The organism is Hoylesella oralis ATCC 33269 (assembly GCF_000185145.2).
In the GTDB taxonomy this organism is placed as follows: domain Bacteria; phylum Bacteroidota; class Bacteroidia; order Bacteroidales; family Bacteroidaceae; genus Prevotella; species Prevotella phocaeensis.
Window position 1 is genome coordinate 1841210 of record NZ_GL833119.1, and the last position, 20419, is coordinate 1861628.

Consider the following 20419-nt stretch of genomic DNA (forward strand, 5'->3'; position numbering starts at 1 on the left):
TTTGAGTGAATGAATATATTACAATTCCAAAATAAATATATTAGACGCGCGATAATATTCTTGCGCAACGATACAATATATTTATATTCTGTAAATTATGAGTGCAAAAGTACGAAGTTTCGCGGATAAATCAAAGTATATTAGTACTTTTTATTGCTTGTCTGTTGAAAAATCAAGCCAACCTTCAACCCATTGTTTGCCGGAATGGTTATCGTTATCGTTGTAAAGATTAGATACGCACAAACCGAGCAGGCGTACCGATTGTTTTGTCAAGTCTACTTCGGAGAGCAGTTCTTTAGCAAGTGGCAGAATGTCGTCTTTGGATATCAGTACTTTGTGTACGGTTTTGCTCCGTGTTATTTGGGTGAAATCGGTAAATTTCACCTTTAATGTCAGCGTTCTTCCATTAAATTTAGACTTGGATATACGCCCAGAAAGTTCTGTAACAATATGATAGAGTTCTATCAGAATAGCAGAATTCAAACGTATATCTTCGAGAAAAGTATGCTCGCAGCCGACAGATTTGCGGATTGCCGATGCTATAACAGGACGATTGTCTATGCCCCTTGCAAAATTATAATAGATGTTTCCGCTCTTTCCGAATGTTTCTATAAGATGATGCAACGATACTTCTTGAAGCTGTGCTCCGTTGAATATACCGATGTGATGCATGATCTGTGCCGTTTTTGGACCGACTCCCCAAAACTTTTCTATGGGAAGTTTTGAGATAAAGTCCAGTGCGCGGTGCGGATGGATAACCATCAAACCGTCGGGCTTTCTATAGTCTGATGCGATTTTTGCCAAGAACTTATTGTACGAAATGCCGGCAGAGGCGGTCAGATTTAGCCGTTTTCTGATTTTGTCTTTTATTTCTTTCGCTATATCTTGGGCGAGCGAAATGTTGAAACTGTTGTGAGTAACATCTAAAAACGCCTCATCGATAGAAAGCGGTTCGACCAAATCGGTGTATTCTTGAAAGATTTCATGCACCTCGTTGGATATTTCCCGATACACATTTCGTCGGTTTGGCACGATTATCAAGTGGGGGCATAGCTGCTTGGCCTTGGCTATCGACATTGCGGAATGCACGCCGAACTTCCGTGCTTCGTAACTTGCCGTGGTTACGACGCCTCGCGGACCGTCGTATCCTACAGCTATAGGTTTACCGCGCAGGTCGGGATTATCTCGTTGCTCCACCGCCGCAAAGAATGCATCCATATCAATATGGATGATTTTCCTTACAGGTTCATTCGATAGAGTGGGAGAGTTGGGCTCTATGGTTTCACGGAAACGCATTTTGCAAAAGTAACAAAAACATCCTGTCAGGCAAAATATATCCGATGATATATTATAAATATGTCATATAAAAAAACTCTGTTTCTTTTACATTTCAGTCAGATGTTTTCTGTAGCTGGTATCGCATAATTGCATGAAACAGCATATCGAGACTTTTGTCTTAATGAGTTTTTTGATTGTCTAATATCAAAAAAAACGAAATAAATTTCCTTATCAGCCAAAAAACTCGTATATTTGCACACCGAGAACGAAGGATAGTAATTTATTATAACAAAAAATATTTAGCGATGACTAAAGCTGATATCATTAACGAGATTGCCAATTCTACAGGAATGCAGAAAAAGGAAGTGGCCGTTGTTATCGAAAGTTTCATGAGTACAGTTAAAGAGAGTTTGCTTAAGCGTAAGGAGAACGTTTATTTGCGTGGCTTCGGAAGTTTTATCATTAAGCATAGAGCTGCCAAAACCGCACGCAACATTCTCAAAAATACGACCATGACAATCGAAGCACACGACTTGCCGAGTTTCAAACCCGCAAAGAGTTTTATCGATGAAATGAAAGCCTAAGTTACCGACATTCGTTTCTTGTTTCGGTTGAGTAGAAAATAAGGTAAACATACAAATAACATTTAAATTATTAGGCTATGCCAAACGGTAAGAAAAAGAAAGGCCACAAGATGGCAACGCATAAGCGTAAAAAGAGATTAAGAAAGAATAGACATAAGAGCAAATAATTGTTAGTATAATAGTTCTATTCAGAATAGAGGCGTGTCAATGTATCTGCCATAAGAGCTATGACATGCCTTTTTTAATATGAGTAATCCGAGACCGTTTGTGCCGAAGATTACAGAAAAACAAATGAAGTAATATGACCAGCGAAGTTGTAATCGACGTCCAAGAGAAAGAAATTTCGACCGCTCTGCTGGAGGATAAACGCCTTGTAGAGTATCAGAACGAGCCGAAGTCGGCCTCTTTTTCTGTTGGAAACATTTACATTGCAAAAATTAAGAAACTCATGCCGGGACTTAATGCCTGCTTTGTGGATGTAGGTTATGAGCGCGACGCCTTTCTTCATTATCTTGACTTGGGAAGTCAGTTTAACTCTTATGCAAAGTATCTGAAACAGGTACAAAGCGATAGGAAAAGACTTTATCCGTTTGCCAAGGCATCACATCTGCCCGATTTAGACAAAAGCGGAAGCGTTCAGCAAACGCTCACCGTCGGACAGGAAGTTTTGGTGCAGATTGTAAAGGAACCGATATCCACAAAAGGGCCCCGACTGACAGGGGAACTGTCTTTTGCAGGACGTTTTTTGGTTCTTATACCTTTCGGTGATAAGGTCTCCGTATCTTCTAAAATCAAAAGCGGCGAGGAGCGTGCGCGTCTGAAACAACTCATTCATAGTGTAAGACCGAAGAACTGTGGCGTCATTGTTCGTACGGTTGCAGAAGGGAAACGAGTTGCAGAGTTGGATGCAGAACTTAAAGTGTTGGCAAAGCGTTGGGAGGATGCTTTGGTGAAAGTTCAGAAAACACAAAAAAGACCACAGCTTGTATTCGAGGAAAAGGGCAGAGCCATTGCGTTGATACGCGATATTTTCAATCCAAATTTCGAGAACATCTACGTAAACGACAAAGACGCGTTCAACGAGATAAAAGACTATGTAACATTGATTGCCCCTGCCAAAGCGGGCATCGTCAAGATGTACACAGGTAAGGTGCCTATCTTCGATAACTTCAACGTAACGAAGCAGATAAAAGCGAGCTTCGGCAAAACCGTAAACTACAAGCACGGTTCTTATCTGATTATCGAGCATACCGAAGCTCTGCATGTGGTAGACGTAAATAGCGGAAATCGTGCGCGAAACGAAAAAGGTCAGGAAGCCAATGCACTCGAAGTGAACTTAGGTGCTGCCGATGAGTTGGCAAGGCAACTGAGATTACGCGATATGGGAGGTATCATCGTTGTAGATTTCATCGACATGAATTTGGCCGAAGACCGGCAAATGCTTTACGAGCGAATGTGCAAAAACATGCAGCAGGATAGAGCAAGGCATAACATCTTACCGTTGAGCAAATTCGGTTTGATGCAGATCACGCGTCAGCGTGTGCGTCCGGCTATGGACGTCAATGTAGAAGAGAACTGTCCTACATGTTTCGGCAGCGGGAAGATAAGATCGAGCATACTGTTTACAGAGCGGCTCGAAAGCAAAATTGACCAACTGGTTAACAAGATCGGCGTCAAGAAGTTCTATCTGCACGTGCATCCGTACGTGGCAGCTTACATCAATCAGGGAGTATTCTCTCTCAAGCGTAAATGGCAGCTGAAGTACGGATGGGGCGTGCACATTATTTCTTCACAGAAGCTCGCATTCTTGCAATATGAGTTCTATGATGCACAAAATCAGTTCATAGACATGAAAGAAGAAATAGAAACCAAATAAAGCCTGCCGCAAGTTTGCGGCAGGCTTTTTAGTTTATATCACGGGGTTGGATAGCAACCGGCCCGCGCTCTTGTTTTTTGCTTTCCACACTTCTGTACTTGCATAATACAGAAATAAATACTATCTTTGCACCGAAACTCTAAAGAAGACTATGACTAATTTTAAATGCCCTTTTTACTTAGCACTCTGGGCGTGTGCTGTTTTGTGCTTTGCATCCTGCAATAATGATAAAAAGTTGATGCTGAAGATCGAAGATTATGCCAATCACATGGTGCATCCCGACTCGGCCATCATCCTTGTCGACAGCATCTTCGCCAACGACCACCCTTCAGAGAAGACGGTTGGATTGTTGCAACTGTTCAAGGCCAAGGCCATGTTCCGTAAGTATTATTATACCATAGACTTCCCCACGGGAGTCGACTCTATCATCGCCAGTTCCGTGGCGATACTTGAAAAGCATGGCGACAAGATGCGTATCGCCGAGGCTTATGCTTATCAAGGATTTATTCTGGGTACTTACTATGATAGGCCGGCAGAAGCGTTGTTCAGTTTAGAGAGAGCCAGAAATGTGGTGGCAGATGTTGAGCAACCGTGGACCAATAATATAGTTTATGATGAGTTGGCTACCATCTATGAGTCGCTCGATAATCTCGATATGTCCATCGAGTGCGTCAAGAAAGGCCTGCAACTACAGAAGAAATACAAGGTAACTTCGGCCATTATTATGGGAAACCACAATCTGAACGTTCTTTACGACGAGAAAAATCAGCAAGACAGTGCAGAATATTATTTCCATAAAGTGATGCGCGATTCCGCTAACTTCGATTCAACCGAAGTTCCGCAGTTCTACGAAACGTTCGGGCAATATTATTTCAGGCACAACCAATTGCAACGCGCAAAATACTATTTCGAGCAAGTTCCTTTATCGAGAAATCTGGCTTTGGTTCAGCTTTATCTGGCTCGTATCGCACGGCGTGAACATCGGCCGAAAGATGAGCAGTTCCACATGGCTAAAAGCATCCACATAGCCGACTCGCTGGAAAAGACCAGCGACTGGAACCGGTTTGCTTTGCGGCGTTATTTCAGAAAACTGGCATATTATTATAAAGAAACGGGCAACTATCGGCAGGAAAGCAAGACGCTGGAAAAGCTCGACTCGCTCAACGAGGCTGCTAAAGTCTATAGCATCACTGTGGGCAACAAAGCAAACCAAATGGAAAGAGATTACGAGAGCAACCTCTTGAAGGCGCAGCATCGCAAGCAGGTAAAAACCATGCTCGCCCTCATCGTCGTGGTGGCCCTTGTGTTGGACTTCCTTATCTACGTCGGTGTAAGAAAAAGCCTCAAAGCGGTGAGAGAAAGATTAAACAGGGCCAAGCAAAAGAGTTATCAGCAAGCCTACCAAATCGGCAAGCTGAAAGTACAGATGGAGGAAATGCCGGCAACGCTTACCGGTAAAATAGCAGAAGGCAAGCTGCTGTTCGAAAATATCGCCACGGGTAAAACAACGATGAAAGACTGGAATCGCGCAGACTTCGATAGCTATATCAGCTACGCCCGATTTGTCGACAGAGATATTTTTAGCGAACTGGATAAAACCCACCAAAAGCTATCCACAAAACCTTTAATCTTCTTTTATCTTTGGAAAAAAGGCATGACAGACAGCGAGATTGCCCGTGCTATGGAGGTAACCAACGGAAGCATCCGCACGATGCGTTACAATATCCGGAAACTCCACAAGTAGGAAAAAGGCAATAAAAAATAAATATCCGAAGAGTGGGGGGATTATACCATTATGCAGCAGATGGATAATCCCCCCTTTTTTAACCATTCTCCTCTGCCTAATCATTATCGTTAGCACCTTTTTCTTTGTTTTTCAGTTATAATACCCGCCCTAAATGTCAAAATTTGCATTTGTGGCGTAAGTAACTGTGTGCCAGTACTTTTTCAGCCTCGTAGAATGTAATAATTTTAAATGTTTTTTTGACAAATCTTTCTCTTGGCATGACACTTTTGATAAATTTACCGTGCAAAAACGATTTAATTGGAATATCTTTGTGCCGTTTCTGCGTGAGTAGTCGCGAGAGCAAATAAAAGTCGGCGCCCATCCTATGGGCTGCAATTTCAAATAAAAAATGAAAAATAATAACTTAAAAGAGTGATGTGCTCAACCTCCGTGGTTCATCGTGTCAACCTCCGTGCTTCACAGTGTCAACCTCCGTGGTTCATCGTGTCAACCTCCGTGGTTCATCGTGTCAACCTCCGTGGTTCATCGTGTCAACCTCCGTGGTTCATCGTGTCAACCTCCGTGGTTCACAGCCTCAACCTCCGTGGTTCACAGCAGGCGGCACAACGGAATATCCTCGAAAGGGCCATGAAACAACAGGCAGGGGGAATAACAGCATTCCTCGCACGGCGAACTTCCGAACAATCATCTGCATAAGCGCTGCATGGAGAGAATAATCATTCCCTTATTTTACGAGAACGACATTAACTAAATATGAAAAATTAATTTAAAAAAGAAGACTATGGCTTTTTACAAGAGTAAAGAAAAAAATCAACGGAAAATGGTATCCGCAGGCCGTGCTTGTGGGTAGGCAAATTTCCACAGAGCAGATTTCAAAGCGGCTGGCCGCCGAGTCTACGGTGAGCCCCGCCGATGTGATTGCCGTACTCACGGCATTAGGTAGCGTAATGGCCGACTATATGTCGCAGGGCCATTCGGTAAAACTCGACGGCGTAGGTACGTTCTACCTTACTGCCACTGCTGCCAAAAACGGCGTGAGCAATGCCAAAGACGTAAATGCAGATCAAATTGTGGGCGTGCGTGTGCGCTTCCTGCCCGAAACCCATTACGAGGGCGGCAGGGCAAAGGGCAAGCGTGTAATGTCGCGTACGCTTACCAGTATGCCTATCCATTGGGAAGAGTGGAAAGCTGCCGAGGAAGAAAACAAACCGAAAGAAAACGAAACGCCTCCAAAGCCATAAAGCAGTAAGAAAACTATCAAACCTACTCGCGGTACAAATGTGTACGGCGAAAGGTTTTTCTTTATACAAACAGATTATAATTAACGAATACAATTATGATGAATTTTTTTACTTGTGTCGGGCATCATGCCCGATCTGAGAATGCGGCATTGCATTCCATACACCCATGCAGAGTTATAATGCTGCTCTTTGTTTTACTTTTAACAAATATCGGAGCCAAGGCCTATGTCGTAGGCGAATACTTCGTTAAAGACCACATCACCTATCGTGTAATCGATGCCAGCACGTCCAGTCCGAAGCTGGCAGTATATAATGTAAAAGGAGTATCGGGTACGGTAACTATCCCCGCAACGGTGTTCGACGGCATCGACACCCACTTCAAGGTAACGCAGATTGGAGGAGGGCACGATTCAGATAATTATGAATGGTCGTCGACTGTGACGGGAGTGACATTGCCCAATACCATAACAACGATTGATTCGAGAGCTTTCGCAGGTTCCGGTATTACTTCACTCACTTTGCCGGCTTCTGTGACCGCGGTCAAGGGAACGAAAAGCATGTTCTGGAACACTTTGATAAGTCAGTTAAAAGAGATACGAGTTGCAGCCGGAAACACCAGTTTCATTTCGGACAATGGAGTCTTGTACACAACAGGGCATAAGGCTTTGATAGCAATTCCTAATAAATATGACTTGTCTTCCACTACCTATATTTATTCCATCAATCCGAATTGTGTTAAGGTTTATCCTGATGCGATACCCTCTTATCTGAATATAAAGAAGCTAAATATCCCTGCGGCAACGACCGATTTATCTTTTGGCACGTGGCCTCAGTTTTCATATTCTACTTTCACTCTGGAAGAGTTTGATGTAGATACAGACAACAGTGCTTTCTGTAGTATAGATGGGGTTATTTATGATAAAGAGAAAGCACAGGTACTTCTGTATCCGCCGGGTAAACAAGATACACATTTTACGATACCAGATAATGTCACTACGGTTGCAAAATATGTATTCTATAATAATTCCTATTTGACTTCTATAAATTTTAATAATGTTCAGACTGTAGATGCGTGCGCTGTGTTTTCATGTTCGCTTTTGCAGACCATAACAATTCCATCCTCGTTAACGTCAATTTCTACTGGGGCATTTCAAACTTGCCCGAAAATGTCTAAATATATTGTTGAGGCGGGTAATCCCAATTATTCTACAGATGATAATGGCGTGTTGTTTGACAAAGATAAAAAGATACTGATTGCTTATCCGCTTGGTAGAGAAGGAAACTATGCTATTCCTAATACGGTTACGACCATCGGTTACGCAGCTTTCTATCGCTCTCTTAATATATCTTCTGTAACCATTCCTTCATCTGTCGTGAACTTGGAACAGTATGCGTTCCGACTTATGCCCAATTTGACCTCTGTAACTTTTGAAGAAGAATCACAGGTTAAGGTTTTCGGTTATCTTGCGTTTTATGAAAATCCAAAGCTCACTGTGGTTACTTTGCCGAAATCCTTGGCTACTTTGGGTAATAGTTTTTCAAAATGTTTAGCATTAGAGACCATCAATGTTCCTGATGGCTCACAATTGGAAACGATAGCGGCAAACGCTTTTTCAAGTAGTGACAACTTGACCAACTTCAACTTTTTAGGTAGCTGTAAATTAAAAAATATAGGAGTAAATGCCTTTGCCGATAAAACAAAACTCAAGGCTTTTCATTTTCCTGCCTCGGTAACTTCTATCGGTACCAACGCCTTCGGCAACACGCCTGCGATGGAGACGGTTACTTTCGCCGACAACAGTACAATTATCGCCTTTGGCGAAGGAGCATTTGCCAACAGTGGCATTAAGAGCATCAAGATACCTGCCGGCGTAAAATCTATTGCCAAAGAAGCTTTCAAGAATTGTAATGTACTTGAAAAGGTAACGGTGCCGGCCGGCTGTACCAATATCGATCCGCAGGCTTTCAAGTTCGACTCTAAACTGGCCGATATAGAGGTAGATGCCAATAACACGGTCTACTCCAGTGTGCAAGGTATATTGTTGAGCAAGGATAAATCGAAGCTTATCCTCTTCCCGCCGGGCAAAGCACGTACAGACTTCACGCTTCTGCCACCGTCCATCACCAAGATAGGCGACTACGCTTTCTACGAGAGCGGTACCAACTTCACTAACCTTGTAATACCGGCAAAGGTGAACACCATCGGTCAGCGCGCCTTCGGCCTATGCCGCAGTCTGAAAACACTTACGCTGCTGTGCGACCAAGTTATACCGAGCACCAAGATAGACCAAGGTACTAACACCATGGCTTTCGACGACGGTACTGTGGCTTCCGACAAGGCCACCGATCACGTAACGGTGTACGTACGCAAGAACCTGTTCGATGCCTATAAGGCAGATGCCTTCTGGAGCAAATTCAACCTGAAGCCATCCTTCACCGTCAAAGCGGAAGGCACGACAACCACCGACGCAACAGACGAATACATACCGACCTCAGCCAACACAGCCGACCTACTTTCTACTACAGCCAATGTAAAGACGTTCATCGTGCCCAAACAAATTAGTTATAGAGAAACGGGCGCTGCAGCTGCCACAACTTACAAGGTGGGCCTGATAGGCGACTACGCTTTCGAGAACGCCAACAGCAATATGAAAGAGGTTGTGGTAAAGGCCGATATAGACTATATCGGTGCTATGGCATTCGTTACCAAAACACAGCGTAATGCCGCCACGAATACCATCAGCCCTGTAAGCACCACTATCAGCCAAGTAGTGTTCACGGGTAACGCTCCCGCCACACAGCTGTCGCGTAACTATTTCGGTTTGGGTGCGCAGTTCAGCGAGTTCTTCAAGGGCGCTGCGGGCACGGGCGCCTGCACACAGAAGATATACGTCAAGAAGTCGAAGCTGGCGGCTTATAAAACAGCATGGCCCGCCTATACCGATGCCCTCGACTACAAAATAAAGGGCGACGGCGCCGCTGACTTCCAGATTGCCACCAAGTACGCCTCCTTTGCACGCGAGTTCGATACCGACTTTGCCGACTATCTGGCTGCCAAGGGCAATACGAAGATTGCCGCTTTCGTGGCGGGTTCGCAGCTCATTCAGGGGCCGGGCGACTATGGCACGAGTGCCTATCATGTGCGCATGACGAGTATCGACGAACACGGAGGCAACGCTTCGTATGCTTATATACCCGCTGCCACGGGCGTACTACTGAAAGTGCTCGACCGTGAGAAGACCGATGCGGATTTCTACTACACCATCGGCGAAGAAGACGATCGCACCTATAACATAACCGATAATGTTATGACGGGTATTACCGTAACCGACGCCCGTGTAGAGGCATCGTCTACGAGTCCCGTATATGTGATGCGCGATGGACTCTTCCGTAAGGTTGATACACCCATCGCAAGTTTCCCTGTGCACGGGGCATACATGAAGATTAAAGAGTTGCAGGGCGGTGCCAAAGTGATATTCGACTTCAAAGATCCCACGACGACGGAAATTGAGAGCATTTCGGCCGACGGCACGGCTGTTAACAGCGATGATGCCTACTATAACCTGAACGGACAGCGTTTCGTGGGTAAGCCCCAACAGGCAGGTATCTACATACATCAAGGAAAGAAAATTGTAATTAAGTAAATATTTTAAACAATGAAAAAGAATGTATATGTAAAGCCCAAGGCCGTTAAAGTTACCTTGGATGTGGATGAACTGATGATCCCCGCCAGTCCGGGGGTAGGTCCTGCTAAACCCTCTGGCGATCCGGACTTCCTTGACGAAGAGTGGGAAGAAGAAGATACTGATAACGAGGAACAGTTACTTTTATGAAGATAGAATTTGATTTCTTTTATAACTCTCTATTATAAATACGTGTGGAACTGGTAGGTGATCTATAGGTTCCACTTTTTTATTTTATATCGAAACTTTCTGCATAGTAGATACCCAATCTGGCTGCAATAGAAAAAAGGTATCGCTGTTTCTTGAATTAGAGGATAACACATACGGAAAAAGATTTCTTGTTACCTCTTCGGAATAATTCTCACCATGATAACTATTCTTAGAACTTCAGTATTAAAAAAGCCGCTTAGCATTGGGCTAAGCGGCTTATATAGTATCGAATGACTAAATGGGATTAGCCGTTATGCTTCTTCATGATTTTGATCAAATCGACAACTTTGTGAGAGTAACCGATCTCATTATCGTACCAAGAAACAACCTTGACGAACTTGTCTGTCAGATAAACACCTGCATCTGCATCGAAGATAGAAGTTAACGGACAGCCAAGGAAGTCGGAAGAAACAACTTTGTCTTCTGTGTATCCGAGAATTCCTTTCAACTCGTTCTCAGAAGCTTTCTTCATTGCGTTGCAGATATCTTCCTTAGAAGCGCCTTTCTTAAGGTTTACAGTTAAATCTACAACAGAAACATCCAAAGTCGGAACACGCATGGAGATACCTGTGAGCTTACCGTTCAGTTCGGGAATAACCTTACCTACAGCCTTAGCAGCACCGGTAGAAGACGGAATGATGTTACCGGAAGCAGCACGACCACCGCGCCAATCTTTCAATGAAGGGCCGTCGACAGTACGCTGGGTAGCAGTTGTAGAGTGAACGGTTGTCATCAAACCTGTCTCGATACCGAAGTTATCGTTCAGCACCTTGGCAATAGGAGCCAAGCAGTTTGTTGTACAAGAAGCGTTGGAGACGATTTGCTGGCCTGCATATTTATCTGTATTTACACCGCAAACGAACATATCAGCCTGACGACCATCATCGCCTTTTTTGGAAGGAGCGGAAAGAACAACGTACTTAGCACCGGCTTGGATGTGCTTTTCTGCGCGATCCATCGTGAGGTAGAAACCGGTCGATTCTACAACATATTCAGCTCCGATCTCGTTCCACTTCAAGTCTGCAGCATCTTTCTCTGCAGTAACACGAATATGGTTGCCGTTAACGATCAGCTCATTCTTTTCAACATCAGCTTCGATAGTTCCGTTGAACTGTCCGTGCATTGTATCGTATTTCAGCATGTAAGCCATGTAATCTACAGGCAGAAGGTCATTGATACCTACAACAACAACATCGTTCTTGTTTGCTTCTTCAAGCGTTGAACGGAAAACGAAACGACCGATACGACCGAAACCGTTAATACCAATTTTAATCATTTTACTTTTACTTTATTAAAGGGTTAAAAATATGTTATACCTATTAAATATTTTTACTGCCGCATTAGCCGAAAGTCTTTCCAAGAAATCGATTGTTGAAAATATGGGGTATGTACGGCACATTTCTTTTCTATCGTGCGCAAAGTTACGATTTTTTTTCTATATTTGCACAGTATTTCAGTTTAAATAATATAAAATATTTCTTTTATGAATAAGTTTTTAAGTGAGTTTAAGGCGTTTGCCATGCGTGGCAATGTGATTGATATGGCCGTAGGTGTAATCATCGGTGGTGCCTTTGGGAAAATCGTTTCGTCGCTTGTCGATGATGTATTGATGCCATTAATTGGTACAATTGTCGGTGGAATAGACTTTACATCGCTTGCCCTAACCATCGGAGAGGCTAAGATTACTTACGGAAATTTCCTTCAGAATATTCTCGATTTTATCATCGTAGCATTCTCTATATTCTTGTTTATTAAAGGTATCAGTTCACTATCGAAGAAGAAAGAGGAAGAGCCGGCTCCGGCACCGGAACCAAGCAACGAGGAAAAATTGCTTGCCGAAATCAGAGATTTGTTGAAGAACAAATAACCGAATGTTATGGATGGCTACGGTTATTTGTTACTATGATTTAGGTATCTGGAAATTCGATATACGATAAAAATACAGAGTGTGGAAAATCCTAATTGCCGGAATATGAATGGTAGTTAGGATTTTTTGGAGATAACTTTCGATGATGTCATACTGGCGTGTCTTCCGTGTTTTCTGTAAAAATATCGTCGGCCCGTCCGACTTCGTCTTCATCGAACCAAGTTTTAAGTTTGTTTTTAGCTTTATCTTTTACTTCTTCGGAAACTTCATTCCACACTTTGTGCAGTACGAATATGAGTACAGTGAGATCATCTCCTAAGCCTGCTATCGGTATAGCGTCGGGTACAATGTCCAAAGGACTGATCAGATATCCCAAAGCTCCTATGATTATTGCTTTATCTTTCATGGATATCTTGTCGCTTTCTAATATATAATAAAGTATAAGCGCGGCATAAACCAGTTTTACACCGGCTCTTTTGGCAATCCTTGAAATCTTTTCGACAAATCCCGTTTGCGAGAACCTGTCTTTATATTGCATAAAATCAGGTAAGTTCATATTTTATAATAGCTTTTGTGGTTATCGGCGATAATTCAGTATGGCTTCGATATAGGCTTCTACGTTGTCATTATGTAGTTTCTTCAATTTGTATTTGATAAAAAGCTTCAACAACACTTTATAAACTGCAAATAGCAGCAGACCTATTAGTACCGCAATGATAACAGACCATTCGCCCCAAGGAAGTTGCTTTTCGGAAAATACGGACATGACAAGAACCGGTAACACAATAAGTATGCCGGCTATGGTATATTGTGTTCTTGAGCTGCCTGCCGAGTCGAGTATGGCCTGCTTGTCGAAGAGATAGTCTTTCAGCATAGTCTGCGTAATGTGGTATCGTTCCATTGCGGGGAAATCGGTATTGTCCTGATGTTGTTTGATTGTGTTTTCTACCAAGTGTTGATAATCATTCAATATCTCGCTCATGTCAACTATTTATTAAAACCGTTTGATAGAATAACGTAATATCGGCAAAATTATTGTTATAAATCTACGATAGCGATATTGCGCATAGATGCAAGGTAGTTCTTACGGATGTTCAATACTTTTTGCCATGTTGTCTCGTTCTCGAACTTATTATGTAATTCCATTCGAAGGTTCCATACACCTTTCGATTCCAATCGGTCGATCATGCTACCCACTGTAATATTGATCAATGCTTCAGCCGGCTGATATACGGTATCATTGCTGCTGTCAAGTCCGGAATTGGCTACTACTAAATTTACTTCAGACAATGTATAGAGAAGATCGTGGATAATATGAGTGGGAATACCCGTTTCGAGTTTCAATTCTACTGCTGTGTAAGGATGTTTCCCTTCTTTGAAACGCTTGCAAATACGACTAAGCAGCAACGCACTCAACAGTATTTTATAACGATGACTGATATCGCTGGTCTTTGCAAGAAATGAAAATTCTTCAAGATTTTGGCTTGCATAGCTCATTTCCGCGCCGAACAGACAGATAGACCATGATATCTGTACCCATAACATAAAAAGCGGTAATGCTGCAAACGAACCGTATATGGCGTTGTAGCTCGATAGAAATATCTGAGAATGGATGTAAACATACTGTACCAGCTGCATTGCTACGCCGGAGATAATTCCGGGAATAATTACGTACTTCAGCTTCACATGAGTATTCGGCATGAATAAATAAAGCGAAGTAAACACACACACTGTCAGCAGGTAAGGCATGATATTGATCCCGAAGCGCACCACGGGACCGACGAGAAGTATGGAGTCTGTTTTTACAGCAACCATTGCCATGAACAAAGATATGCCCGAAGTAAGAACGATAAATACGGGTATCAAGAACAACATAGCAAGATAATCTGTAATCGTGCGCATGATGCTCCGCTTCTTTTTCACCTGCCAAATATCGTTAAAAGTCTGCTCTATGTTACGTATAAGCATTAAAACAGTCCAAAGCATGAATATCAAGCCAATTCCGAGTATAACTCCGCTCTTAGCGTGAACAAGATACGAGTTTACAAAACCGATAATAGCTTCGGCTGCTTGAGGTTGACTACTGAGCGCATCTCTAAACCACACTTCGATATGAGAGGAAAAGCCGAACCCCCGTGCGATGGCAAAAACAACGGCACATATCGGTACAATAGCAAGTAGGGTGCTATAAGTGAGTGCCGAAGCCATATCCACAGTGCGCTTGGTCGTAAAAAATTGAATTGTTAGATATAGCCTCTTTATGACAGAATACAGCAGTCTACGAAAGGGAGATAGATTTTCGGGCGAAGTCTTCCAGATGTCTATTGTAAGAAAGTCTATAAAATGTCGAAGTTTTCCGGGCATTGCACAGATTTTTATAATGAAACATATTTTTGCCATATAGACTGCAGAAACTGCGTAGATATTTCAAGAAAAGAAACAGCGCTCCTATAAGCCGGGTTCTGTATCTTTCCTCATATTGCTATAAAGAAAGAGCCTGCCATTTATCTACCCTGTAAGTCGCCCTACAGTTGAAGCATTCTACCCTCCGTCGTACTTGTGTTCGAACGGGCTATTCTCAAACGACGGTTTACATGAACTTGCAGCCTCCAGCAGACACGGCACGGCGATCGCCCGTCGTCCGGTGGTCTCTTACACCACCTTCTCACCCTTACCCAAGCCGCATAGCGACAAAATATCGTTAATATAGCCTTGGCGGTTATTTTCTTCTGTCTACACCTATTGTTGCCAATAGCTTCTATTTTCGGAAGTGGAGCGCCCTTTGCTGCCCGGACTTTCCTCTCGTTCCATCGGAACCAGCGGCAGAGCCAGAACACTGTTTCGTTTGCAAAGATACGTTTATTTATGAAAAATGCAAAGCAAATGCAGCTTTATTTCAGAATAGAGAGAGTGTTTATCGGCGCTATATGTATGGTTTAAGCGTGATAGATGTACAACTTTGTATCATATTAAATGAATGTAAAATTCGAATAAATTCCGCTTAACAGCCGTTAATGTGTTAAATCGAATTGTTAAATTGGAATAAAGGACAGCGACAATTTGACAGTTTGTCACTTTTTGCGTCTATATTTGCAAACGTATTTCAAACGGTCTATCAAAATCGTTGCTTCAAATTATATAAAATTAAGAACAGAAACATATAAAGAATAAAGACATGAAAAAGTTTTCTAAATTTTTGCTTCCGTCGCTGTGTGTGGTGGCGATAGCATTCTCAACAGGTGCTTTTATCAAAGTAAACGCTGCAGATGCACCGGTTGCAGCAGCCGGTCAGCCGGTCGACCTTACCTATGCTGCGGAGAAGTCTCTGCCCGCTGTTGTACATATTAAATATGTGCAGAACTCTAAAGTGCAGACTGTAGATGTGCAAAGAAGTGATCCTTTCAGTGATTTCTTCTCCGATCCATTCGGCTTTTTCGGTAATCCCGGACAAGGAGAATCGCAAAAGAGACAGTACAAGACTCCTAAACGCGAAGCTACCGGATCGGGTGTAATTATTTCGCCAGACGGCTATATCGTAACCAATAACCACGTTGTGGAGGGAGCCGATGAGCTTACAGTTACATTGAACGACAACCGTGAGTTTTCTGCACGTATTATCGGCACAGATAAAACAACCGATCTTGCGTTGATAAAGGTCGATGCAAAAGGGCTGCCGACGTTGCCTATCGGCGATTCTGATAAGTTGAAAGTGGGCGAGTGGGTAATCGCAGTGGGTAATCCGTTCAATCTGAATTCAACGGTTACCGCAGGTATCATCAGTGCCAAGGCGCGTTCGCTCTATGCTAACGATATTGAATCGTTCATACAGACCGATGCGGCTATTAATGCGGGCAACTCTGGCGGTGCTCTTGTCAATGTTCAAGGCGAACTCGTGGGTATTAATGCCATGCTATATTCGCAAACCGGCTCTTATTCGGGATATGGTTTCGCTATTCCGACATCTATTATGAATAAAGTAGTTGCCGATCTTAAGCAATACGGAACTGTGCAACGTGCACTTCTCGGTATCGAGGGAGGCGATGTACACAACTATATAGACGCGCAGAAAGAAGAGGGCAAGGAGGTTGACTTCGGCACGAATGACGGTATTTATGTAAATAAAGTTGTAGAAGACGGTGCAGCAGAAGCTGCCGGATTGAAGAAAGGCGATGTTATTGTGGCTGTTGATGGAAAGAATATAAGTAAAATGGCCGAAATGCAAGAGATTATAACAAAGAAACGCCCGGGGGATAAGATCACTATTACTTATTTACGTAATAAGGAGAAGATAACCAAAACGGTGACGTTGAAAAATGCTCAGGGCAATACAAAGGTTGTAAAGAAGGTAGAAGACCTTGATGTGCTGGGAGCAAGTTTCCGCCCTGTAACGGCAAAACAAAAAGAAGCATTTGATATCAAATACGGATTGGAAGTAACTAATGTAGGCAAAGGTGCCATTAAGAATGCCGGAATAAATAAAGGATTTATCATGATTTCTGCAAACGACGCGCCTTTAAAGAGTATCGGCGATTTGCAGGAAGTGGTAAGACAAGCCTCTACAAGCAAAGATCCCATATTTGTTGTGAAGGGTATTTGGCCTACAGGCAAACGAGATTATGTTGTAATTAAATTGTCAGAGTAAAGTTTATTTACAGGATAAAGCTAAGGGGAACGCATGGAAAAGTGCGTTTCCCTTAATTTTTTAAGATGTCCTGCAAATAGAAAAGTGGTAAAATATTTGCACAATCCGTTCAAAACGTTTAAATTTGCATGCATGCATTAAAAAGAAACCGGCTAATGAGACAACTGAAAATCACAAAATCTATTACCAATCGAGAAAGTGCATCGCTCGATAAATACTTGCAAGAGATAGGGCACGAAGAACTTATATCTGTTGAAGAAGAGGTGGAGTTGGCGCAACGGATAAGGAAAGGAGACAGGAAAGCCCTTGAAAAACTTACTAAAGCTAACCTAAGATTTGTGGTTTCAGTAGCCAAGCAATATCAAAATCAGGGACTGAGTTTACCTGATCTTATTAATGAAGGAAATGTCGGTTTGATAAAAGCTGCAGAGAAATTCGATGAGACAAGAGGATTTAAGTTTATTTCTTATGCCGTATGGTGGATCAGGCAAAGTATTTTGCAGGCTATCGCCGAACAAAGCAGAATAGTGAGATTGCCATTAAACCAAGTAGGTTCTGTGAATAAAATCAATAGAGCCCTCAATAAATTCGAGCAGGAAAATGAGCGTCATCCGAGCATTGAAGAAATTGCAGATCGTATCGATCTTCCTGAAGAAAAGATCATCGATGCAATGAAAATCAATGGTAAACATATTTCGGTAGATGCACCTTTTGCAGAAGGAGAGGACAATAGTCTGTTGGATATCATGCCTAATACGGAAAGTCCTACGGCAGACGAAAGACTTGTGTCGGAGTCTCTTCGTGATGAGATATCAAGAGTACTTTTGCTTCTTAATGAGAGAGAACGCATGATTATAGAAGCTTTCTTTGGCATAAATCAGCAAGATATGACGCTTGAAGAGATCGGAGATAAATTCGGTTTGACACGTGAACGGGTAAGACAAATTAAAGAAAAAGCAATAAGACGCCTCCGAAATAATACGAAGAGTAGCTTGCTCAAATCGTTTTTAGGATGATTGAATTAGTAATTTAAAGGTATGAGATTGAAAAAAATATTATTGATAGTATTCGCGTTGGTTGCGATAACTTCAACTGTTCAGGCAAAAAACCGTAATAAGCAGGTGTATGTATATGGTTTTGCTGCTTCGTTTAATGATTCTACAGTATATTTTACCGACATTCAGTTGTTGGATTCGGCCTATATTTCCAGAAATGGATTTTTGTATGGTAGGGATAGTTATTCTTATCAGTTGAAGCAATATATGGAGTCGAAAGGTGTTTTTCAGCCCACTTGTGTTACCTTTTTTGCAACGTCTCGTAAAATGATAGAAAAGAAATTCGTGTCGTTGAAGAAAAGATATGTCAAAGGCAGAAATTATAATATCAAGTATATCACAACTGCAGATTTCTCATATACTCCCGTTGTACCGGACCCATCCGAATTGAATAAGATTTCAGCAAAGAAAGAAAAGAAGGAAAAAACAAAGACTGCAATATCCACTTCTAAAAACTAAAGGAAAAGTGAAAGTCTTTTTTATAAAGTATTTTTCAATCTTTTCTTAAATCCCGATTGTCGATAATGGAGAATGTCAGTATAAACGACTTTATCGTTGCAGAACATCATATAAGAATTAATTTTAAAGGGCAGCAACCGAACGATATGCGTTTGCTACCATCTTTCGAACCCTTTAAAACAGAAAATAAATCGGAAGAGATATTTTTTGAATTGACAGTCGATGATAATTTGAAAGTTATTCCCAAAGAACATCGAGAAAGAATAAGAACGTTTGATACAGGGAATGGGGACATCATTGTGGATTTATTGGATAATAGAGGATACCAATACATTATAAAAGACATCGACGGGACTGGGTGTTGTCTGTTGCAGACAAATAAGAATTTCTCTAAATGTGTCTGTGCGCTCAATGGAAATTACAATATGAGATGCTTCGGACTGAATAATGCACTTATGCTGATTTTTGCATTTGCCGGAAGTCTTCATGATACGCTCCTCATCCATGCTTCGCTTGTAAGGAATAATGGGTATGGATATGCATTCATTGCAAAGAGTGGTACGGGGAAAAGTACGCAGGTAAGTATGTGGCTGAGATATATAAAAGGGTGCGATCTTATGAATGATGATAATCCGATTATTCGTATGATAAATGGAATATCTTATATTTACGGGAGTCCATGGAGTGGCAAAACGCCTTGTTATCGTAATGTGAAGGCTCGCCTTGGAGCTATAACACGTATAGACAGGGCTACGGAAAACAGTATAGATAAGTTATCTCCAACGGAATCATTCGCATCAATTCTTCCCTCATGCTCTTCGATGATGTGGGATGAAGATATCTATAGTCGTATCTGTGATACCATCACAAAGATTATCGAGACCACGGATATCTATACATTGCATTGTCTTCCCAATGAGGATGCGGCTGTATTATGTCATAAAACCATAGCAAAAGCATAATCGATAGTTTTATTTCATGAAAGAGCATACATCACCACAGACAGAGTTGGGAGTAAAGGAAATACAGTTCGCAAATGCAGAGTTTTTACCGGAAATAGTAAGGTTTTTGGAAGAAGGGCATACTGTTACGTTACGCCTTCGAGGATTTTCTATGCGACCTTTTTTAGAAGATAACCGCGATAAAGCATTGATAACTAAAGTGCAAGACATTCATATCGGAGATGCGGTTTTGGCAGAAATTGCTCCGAAACATTTTGTTTTGCATCGTATTATAGCTTTCGATGGTGACAATATCGTATTAAGGGGGGACGGTAATCTATCTGAAGAGTATTGTAAAAGAGTAGATGTAAAAGGCTCTGTTGTCGGATTTTATCGTAAAGGACGAATACGGTTAGACCGCACGGATGGGAGGAAATGGATGTTATATTCTGTAATTTGGATGAAACTATATCCCATACGTCGCTACCTTTTAGCCGCTTATCGTAGAATTTGGCTCAAATTATTTAAACCCATTTAAAGTAAAGATTAGAGATGAAAACGAAAAAAGGATTTAATCTTCGTACGGTATGCGGAGAACATATTATTGTAGCAGAAGGAAAGGAAAACATAGATTTCAGCAATATTATTAGCATGAATGAAAGTTCTGCATACCTTTGGAAAAATATTCATGATAAAGAATTTACGGTAGAAGACCTTGCAAACCTACTCATACGAGAATATGACGTAGAGAAAGAGACCGCGCTGAATGATGCACGCACTCTTTCTCAACAATGGGCTGTTGCTGGTATTATAACTGAATAGTGGCTTCTTAGTAG

General features: G+C 42.0%; 19 protein-coding genes and 1 other RNA gene. 14 read left to right on the forward strand and 6 right to left on the reverse strand.

Translation table 11 applies throughout. The features are described 5' to 3' along the window. Positions 1-150: 150 nt before the first annotated feature. The gene (dinB, locus tag HMPREF0663_RS10095) at positions 151-1296 is read right to left on the reverse strand and encodes a DNA polymerase IV (RefSeq protein ID WP_004370412.1); all 1146 of its coding nucleotides are present in this window, start codon (positions 1294-1296) and stop codon (positions 151-153) included. A gap of 287 nt (positions 1297-1583) precedes the next feature. Between dinB and HMPREF0663_RS10100 the strand changes: the two genes are divergently transcribed. The 7 genes from HMPREF0663_RS10100 to HMPREF0663_RS12100 all read left to right on the forward strand — a co-directional run bounded on the left by HMPREF0663_RS10100 (position 1584) and on the right by HMPREF0663_RS12100 (position 10559). Further along, positions 1584-1862, forward strand: a complete 279-nt coding sequence (locus tag HMPREF0663_RS10100) for an HU family DNA-binding protein (protein ID WP_016665122.1) — start codon at positions 1584-1586, stop codon at positions 1860-1862. Positions 1863-2163: 301 nt separating this feature from the next. Then, entirely contained in the window at positions 2164-3738 is a 1575-nt protein-coding gene (locus HMPREF0663_RS10105) for an Rne/Rng family ribonuclease (protein ID WP_004370416.1), read from the forward strand. A 238-nt stretch (positions 3739-3976) separates the two neighbouring features. Next, a complete protein-coding gene (locus HMPREF0663_RS10110) occupies positions 3977-5482 on the forward strand; it encodes a tetratricopeptide repeat protein (RefSeq protein WP_234955644.1) in 1506 nt (501 codons plus the stop codon). Positions 5483-5896: 414 nt separating this feature from the next. Then, positions 5897-6181: a hypothetical protein gene (locus tag HMPREF0663_RS12010; protein WP_155811934.1), complete on the forward strand. Its 285-nt coding sequence runs from the start codon at positions 5897-5899 to the stop codon at positions 6179-6181. 146 nt (positions 6182-6327) lie between these two features. After that, on the forward strand, positions 6328-6726 hold the full coding sequence (locus tag HMPREF0663_RS10120) for an HU family DNA-binding protein (RefSeq protein ID WP_374188398.1): 399 nt from the start codon (positions 6328-6330) through the stop codon (positions 6724-6726). Between the two features lie 95 nt (positions 6727-6821). Beyond that, positions 6822-10370 carry a leucine-rich repeat domain-containing protein gene (locus HMPREF0663_RS10125; protein WP_016665118.1) on the forward strand — a complete coding sequence of 1183 codons (3549 nt, stop codon included), beginning with the start codon at positions 6822-6824 and terminating at the stop codon, positions 10368-10370. Positions 10371-10382: 12 nt separating this feature from the next. Continuing rightward, positions 10383-10559: a hypothetical protein gene (locus HMPREF0663_RS12100; protein WP_004370427.1), complete on the forward strand. Its 177-nt coding sequence runs from the start codon at positions 10383-10385 to the stop codon at positions 10557-10559. Between the two features lie 304 nt (positions 10560-10863). On the opposite strand, the gene gap is transcribed toward HMPREF0663_RS12100, so the two are convergent. Next, positions 10864-11895, reverse strand: a complete 1032-nt coding sequence (gap, locus tag HMPREF0663_RS10130; RefSeq protein ID WP_004370428.1) for a type I glyceraldehyde-3-phosphate dehydrogenase — start codon at positions 11893-11895, stop codon at positions 10864-10866. Positions 11896-12102: 207 nt separating this feature from the next. Between gap and mscL the strand changes: the two genes are divergently transcribed. Further along, the gene (mscL, locus tag HMPREF0663_RS10135; protein WP_004370430.1) at positions 12103-12486 is read left to right on the forward strand and encodes a large conductance mechanosensitive channel protein MscL; all 384 of its coding nucleotides are present in this window, start codon (positions 12103-12105) and stop codon (positions 12484-12486) included. A gap of 148 nt (positions 12487-12634) precedes the next feature. On the opposite strand, the gene HMPREF0663_RS10140 is transcribed toward mscL, so the two are convergent. From HMPREF0663_RS10140 to rnpB, 4 genes are all read right to left on the reverse strand, one after another. Continuing rightward, a complete protein-coding gene (locus HMPREF0663_RS10140; RefSeq protein WP_004370431.1) occupies positions 12635-13042 on the reverse strand; it encodes a YkvA family protein in 408 nt (135 codons plus the stop codon). 21 nt (positions 13043-13063) lie between these two features. After that, positions 13064-13468 (reverse strand): VIT1/CCC1 transporter family protein, encoded by a 405-nt coding sequence (locus HMPREF0663_RS10145; protein ID WP_004370432.1) that lies wholly within the window; start codon positions 13466-13468, stop codon positions 13064-13066. A gap of 56 nt (positions 13469-13524) precedes the next feature. Then, a complete protein-coding gene (locus HMPREF0663_RS10150; protein ID WP_016665117.1) occupies positions 13525-14850 on the reverse strand; it encodes a YihY/virulence factor BrkB family protein in 1326 nt (441 codons plus the stop codon). Positions 14851-14921: 71 nt separating this feature from the next. Further along, an RNA gene (gene rnpB, locus HMPREF0663_RS11545) (RNase P RNA component class A) lies at positions 14922-15326 on the reverse strand. Positions 15327-15661: 335 nt separating this feature from the next. On the opposite strand from rnpB, the gene HMPREF0663_RS10155 reads away from it, so the two are divergent. The 6 genes from HMPREF0663_RS10155 (at position 15662) to HMPREF0663_RS10180 (ending at position 20405) form a co-directional block, all read left to right on the forward strand. Next, entirely contained in the window at positions 15662-17128 is a 1467-nt protein-coding gene (locus tag HMPREF0663_RS10155) for a Do family serine endopeptidase (protein ID WP_004370434.1), read from the forward strand. Between the two features lie 155 nt (positions 17129-17283). Next, complete coding sequence (locus tag HMPREF0663_RS10160) at positions 17284-18144, forward strand: sigma-70 family RNA polymerase sigma factor (protein ID WP_016665116.1); 861 nt, start codon at positions 17284-17286, stop codon at positions 18142-18144. A 21-nt stretch (positions 18145-18165) separates the two neighbouring features. Continuing rightward, positions 18166-18642 (forward strand): hypothetical protein, encoded by a 477-nt coding sequence (locus HMPREF0663_RS10165; RefSeq protein WP_004370436.1) that lies wholly within the window; start codon positions 18166-18168, stop codon positions 18640-18642. 65 nt (positions 18643-18707) lie between these two features. Further along, the gene (locus HMPREF0663_RS10170; protein ID WP_004370437.1) at positions 18708-19604 is read left to right on the forward strand and encodes a hypothetical protein; all 897 of its coding nucleotides are present in this window, start codon (positions 18708-18710) and stop codon (positions 19602-19604) included. 16 nt (positions 19605-19620) lie between these two features. Then, on the forward strand, positions 19621-20121 hold the full coding sequence (locus HMPREF0663_RS10175; protein ID WP_004370438.1) for a S24/S26 family peptidase: 501 nt from the start codon (positions 19621-19623) through the stop codon (positions 20119-20121). A 14-nt stretch (positions 20122-20135) separates the two neighbouring features. After that, positions 20136-20405, forward strand: coding sequence for a PqqD family protein (locus HMPREF0663_RS10180; RefSeq protein ID WP_004370439.1), 270 nt, complete (start codon positions 20136-20138; stop codon positions 20403-20405). The last annotated feature ends 14 nt before the right edge of the window (positions 20406-20419 follow it).

What these genes read in the sequence shown, in the direction of transcription:
- mscL (WP_004370430.1), top strand. Translation starts at nt 12,103, where the DNA reads ATGAATAAGTTTTTAAGTGAGTTTAAGGCGTTTGCCATGCGTGGCAAT.
- HMPREF0663_RS10125 (WP_016665118.1), top strand. Translation starts at nt 6,822, where the DNA reads ATGATGAATTTTTTTACTTGTGTCGGGCATCATGCCCGATCTGAGAAT.
- HMPREF0663_RS10100 (WP_016665122.1), top strand. Translation starts at nt 1,584, where the DNA reads ATGACTAAAGCTGATATCATTAACGAGATTGCCAATTCTACAGGAATG.
- HMPREF0663_RS10175 (WP_004370438.1), top strand. Translation starts at nt 19,621, where the DNA reads ATGAAAGAGCATACATCACCACAGACAGAGTTGGGAGTAAAGGAAATA.
- HMPREF0663_RS10180 (WP_004370439.1), top strand. Translation starts at nt 20,136, where the DNA reads ATGAAAACGAAAAAAGGATTTAATCTTCGTACGGTATGCGGAGAACAT.
- HMPREF0663_RS10155 (WP_004370434.1), top strand. Translation starts at nt 15,662, where the DNA reads ATGAAAAAGTTTTCTAAATTTTTGCTTCCGTCGCTGTGTGTGGTGGCG.
- HMPREF0663_RS10165 (WP_004370436.1), top strand. Translation starts at nt 18,166, where the DNA reads ATGAGATTGAAAAAAATATTATTGATAGTATTCGCGTTGGTTGCGATA.
- gap (WP_004370428.1), bottom strand. Translation starts at nt 11,895, where the DNA reads ATGATTAAAATTGGTATTAACGGTTTCGGTCGTATCGGTCGTTTCGTT.
- HMPREF0663_RS10170 (WP_004370437.1), top strand. Translation starts at nt 18,708, where the DNA reads ATGGAGAATGTCAGTATAAACGACTTTATCGTTGCAGAACATCATATA.
- dinB (WP_004370412.1), bottom strand. Translation starts at nt 1,296, where the DNA reads ATGCGTTTCCGTGAAACCATAGAGCCCAACTCTCCCACTCTATCGAAT.
- HMPREF0663_RS10140 (WP_004370431.1), bottom strand. Translation starts at nt 13,042, where the DNA reads ATGAACTTACCTGATTTTATGCAATATAAAGACAGGTTCTCGCAAACG.
- HMPREF0663_RS10160 (WP_016665116.1), top strand. Translation starts at nt 17,284, where the DNA reads ATGAGACAACTGAAAATCACAAAATCTATTACCAATCGAGAAAGTGCA.
- HMPREF0663_RS10145 (WP_004370432.1), bottom strand. Translation starts at nt 13,468, where the DNA reads ATGAGCGAGATATTGAATGATTATCAACACTTGGTAGAAAACACAATC.
- HMPREF0663_RS12100 (WP_004370427.1), top strand. Translation starts at nt 10,383, where the DNA reads ATGAAAAAGAATGTATATGTAAAGCCCAAGGCCGTTAAAGTTACCTTG.
- HMPREF0663_RS10150 (WP_016665117.1), bottom strand. Translation starts at nt 14,850, where the DNA reads ATGCCCGGAAAACTTCGACATTTTATAGACTTTCTTACAATAGACATC.
- HMPREF0663_RS10110 (WP_234955644.1), top strand. Translation starts at nt 3,977, where the DNA reads ATGCTGAAGATCGAAGATTATGCCAATCACATGGTGCATCCCGACTCG.
- HMPREF0663_RS10105 (WP_004370416.1), top strand. Translation starts at nt 2,164, where the DNA reads ATGACCAGCGAAGTTGTAATCGACGTCCAAGAGAAAGAAATTTCGACC.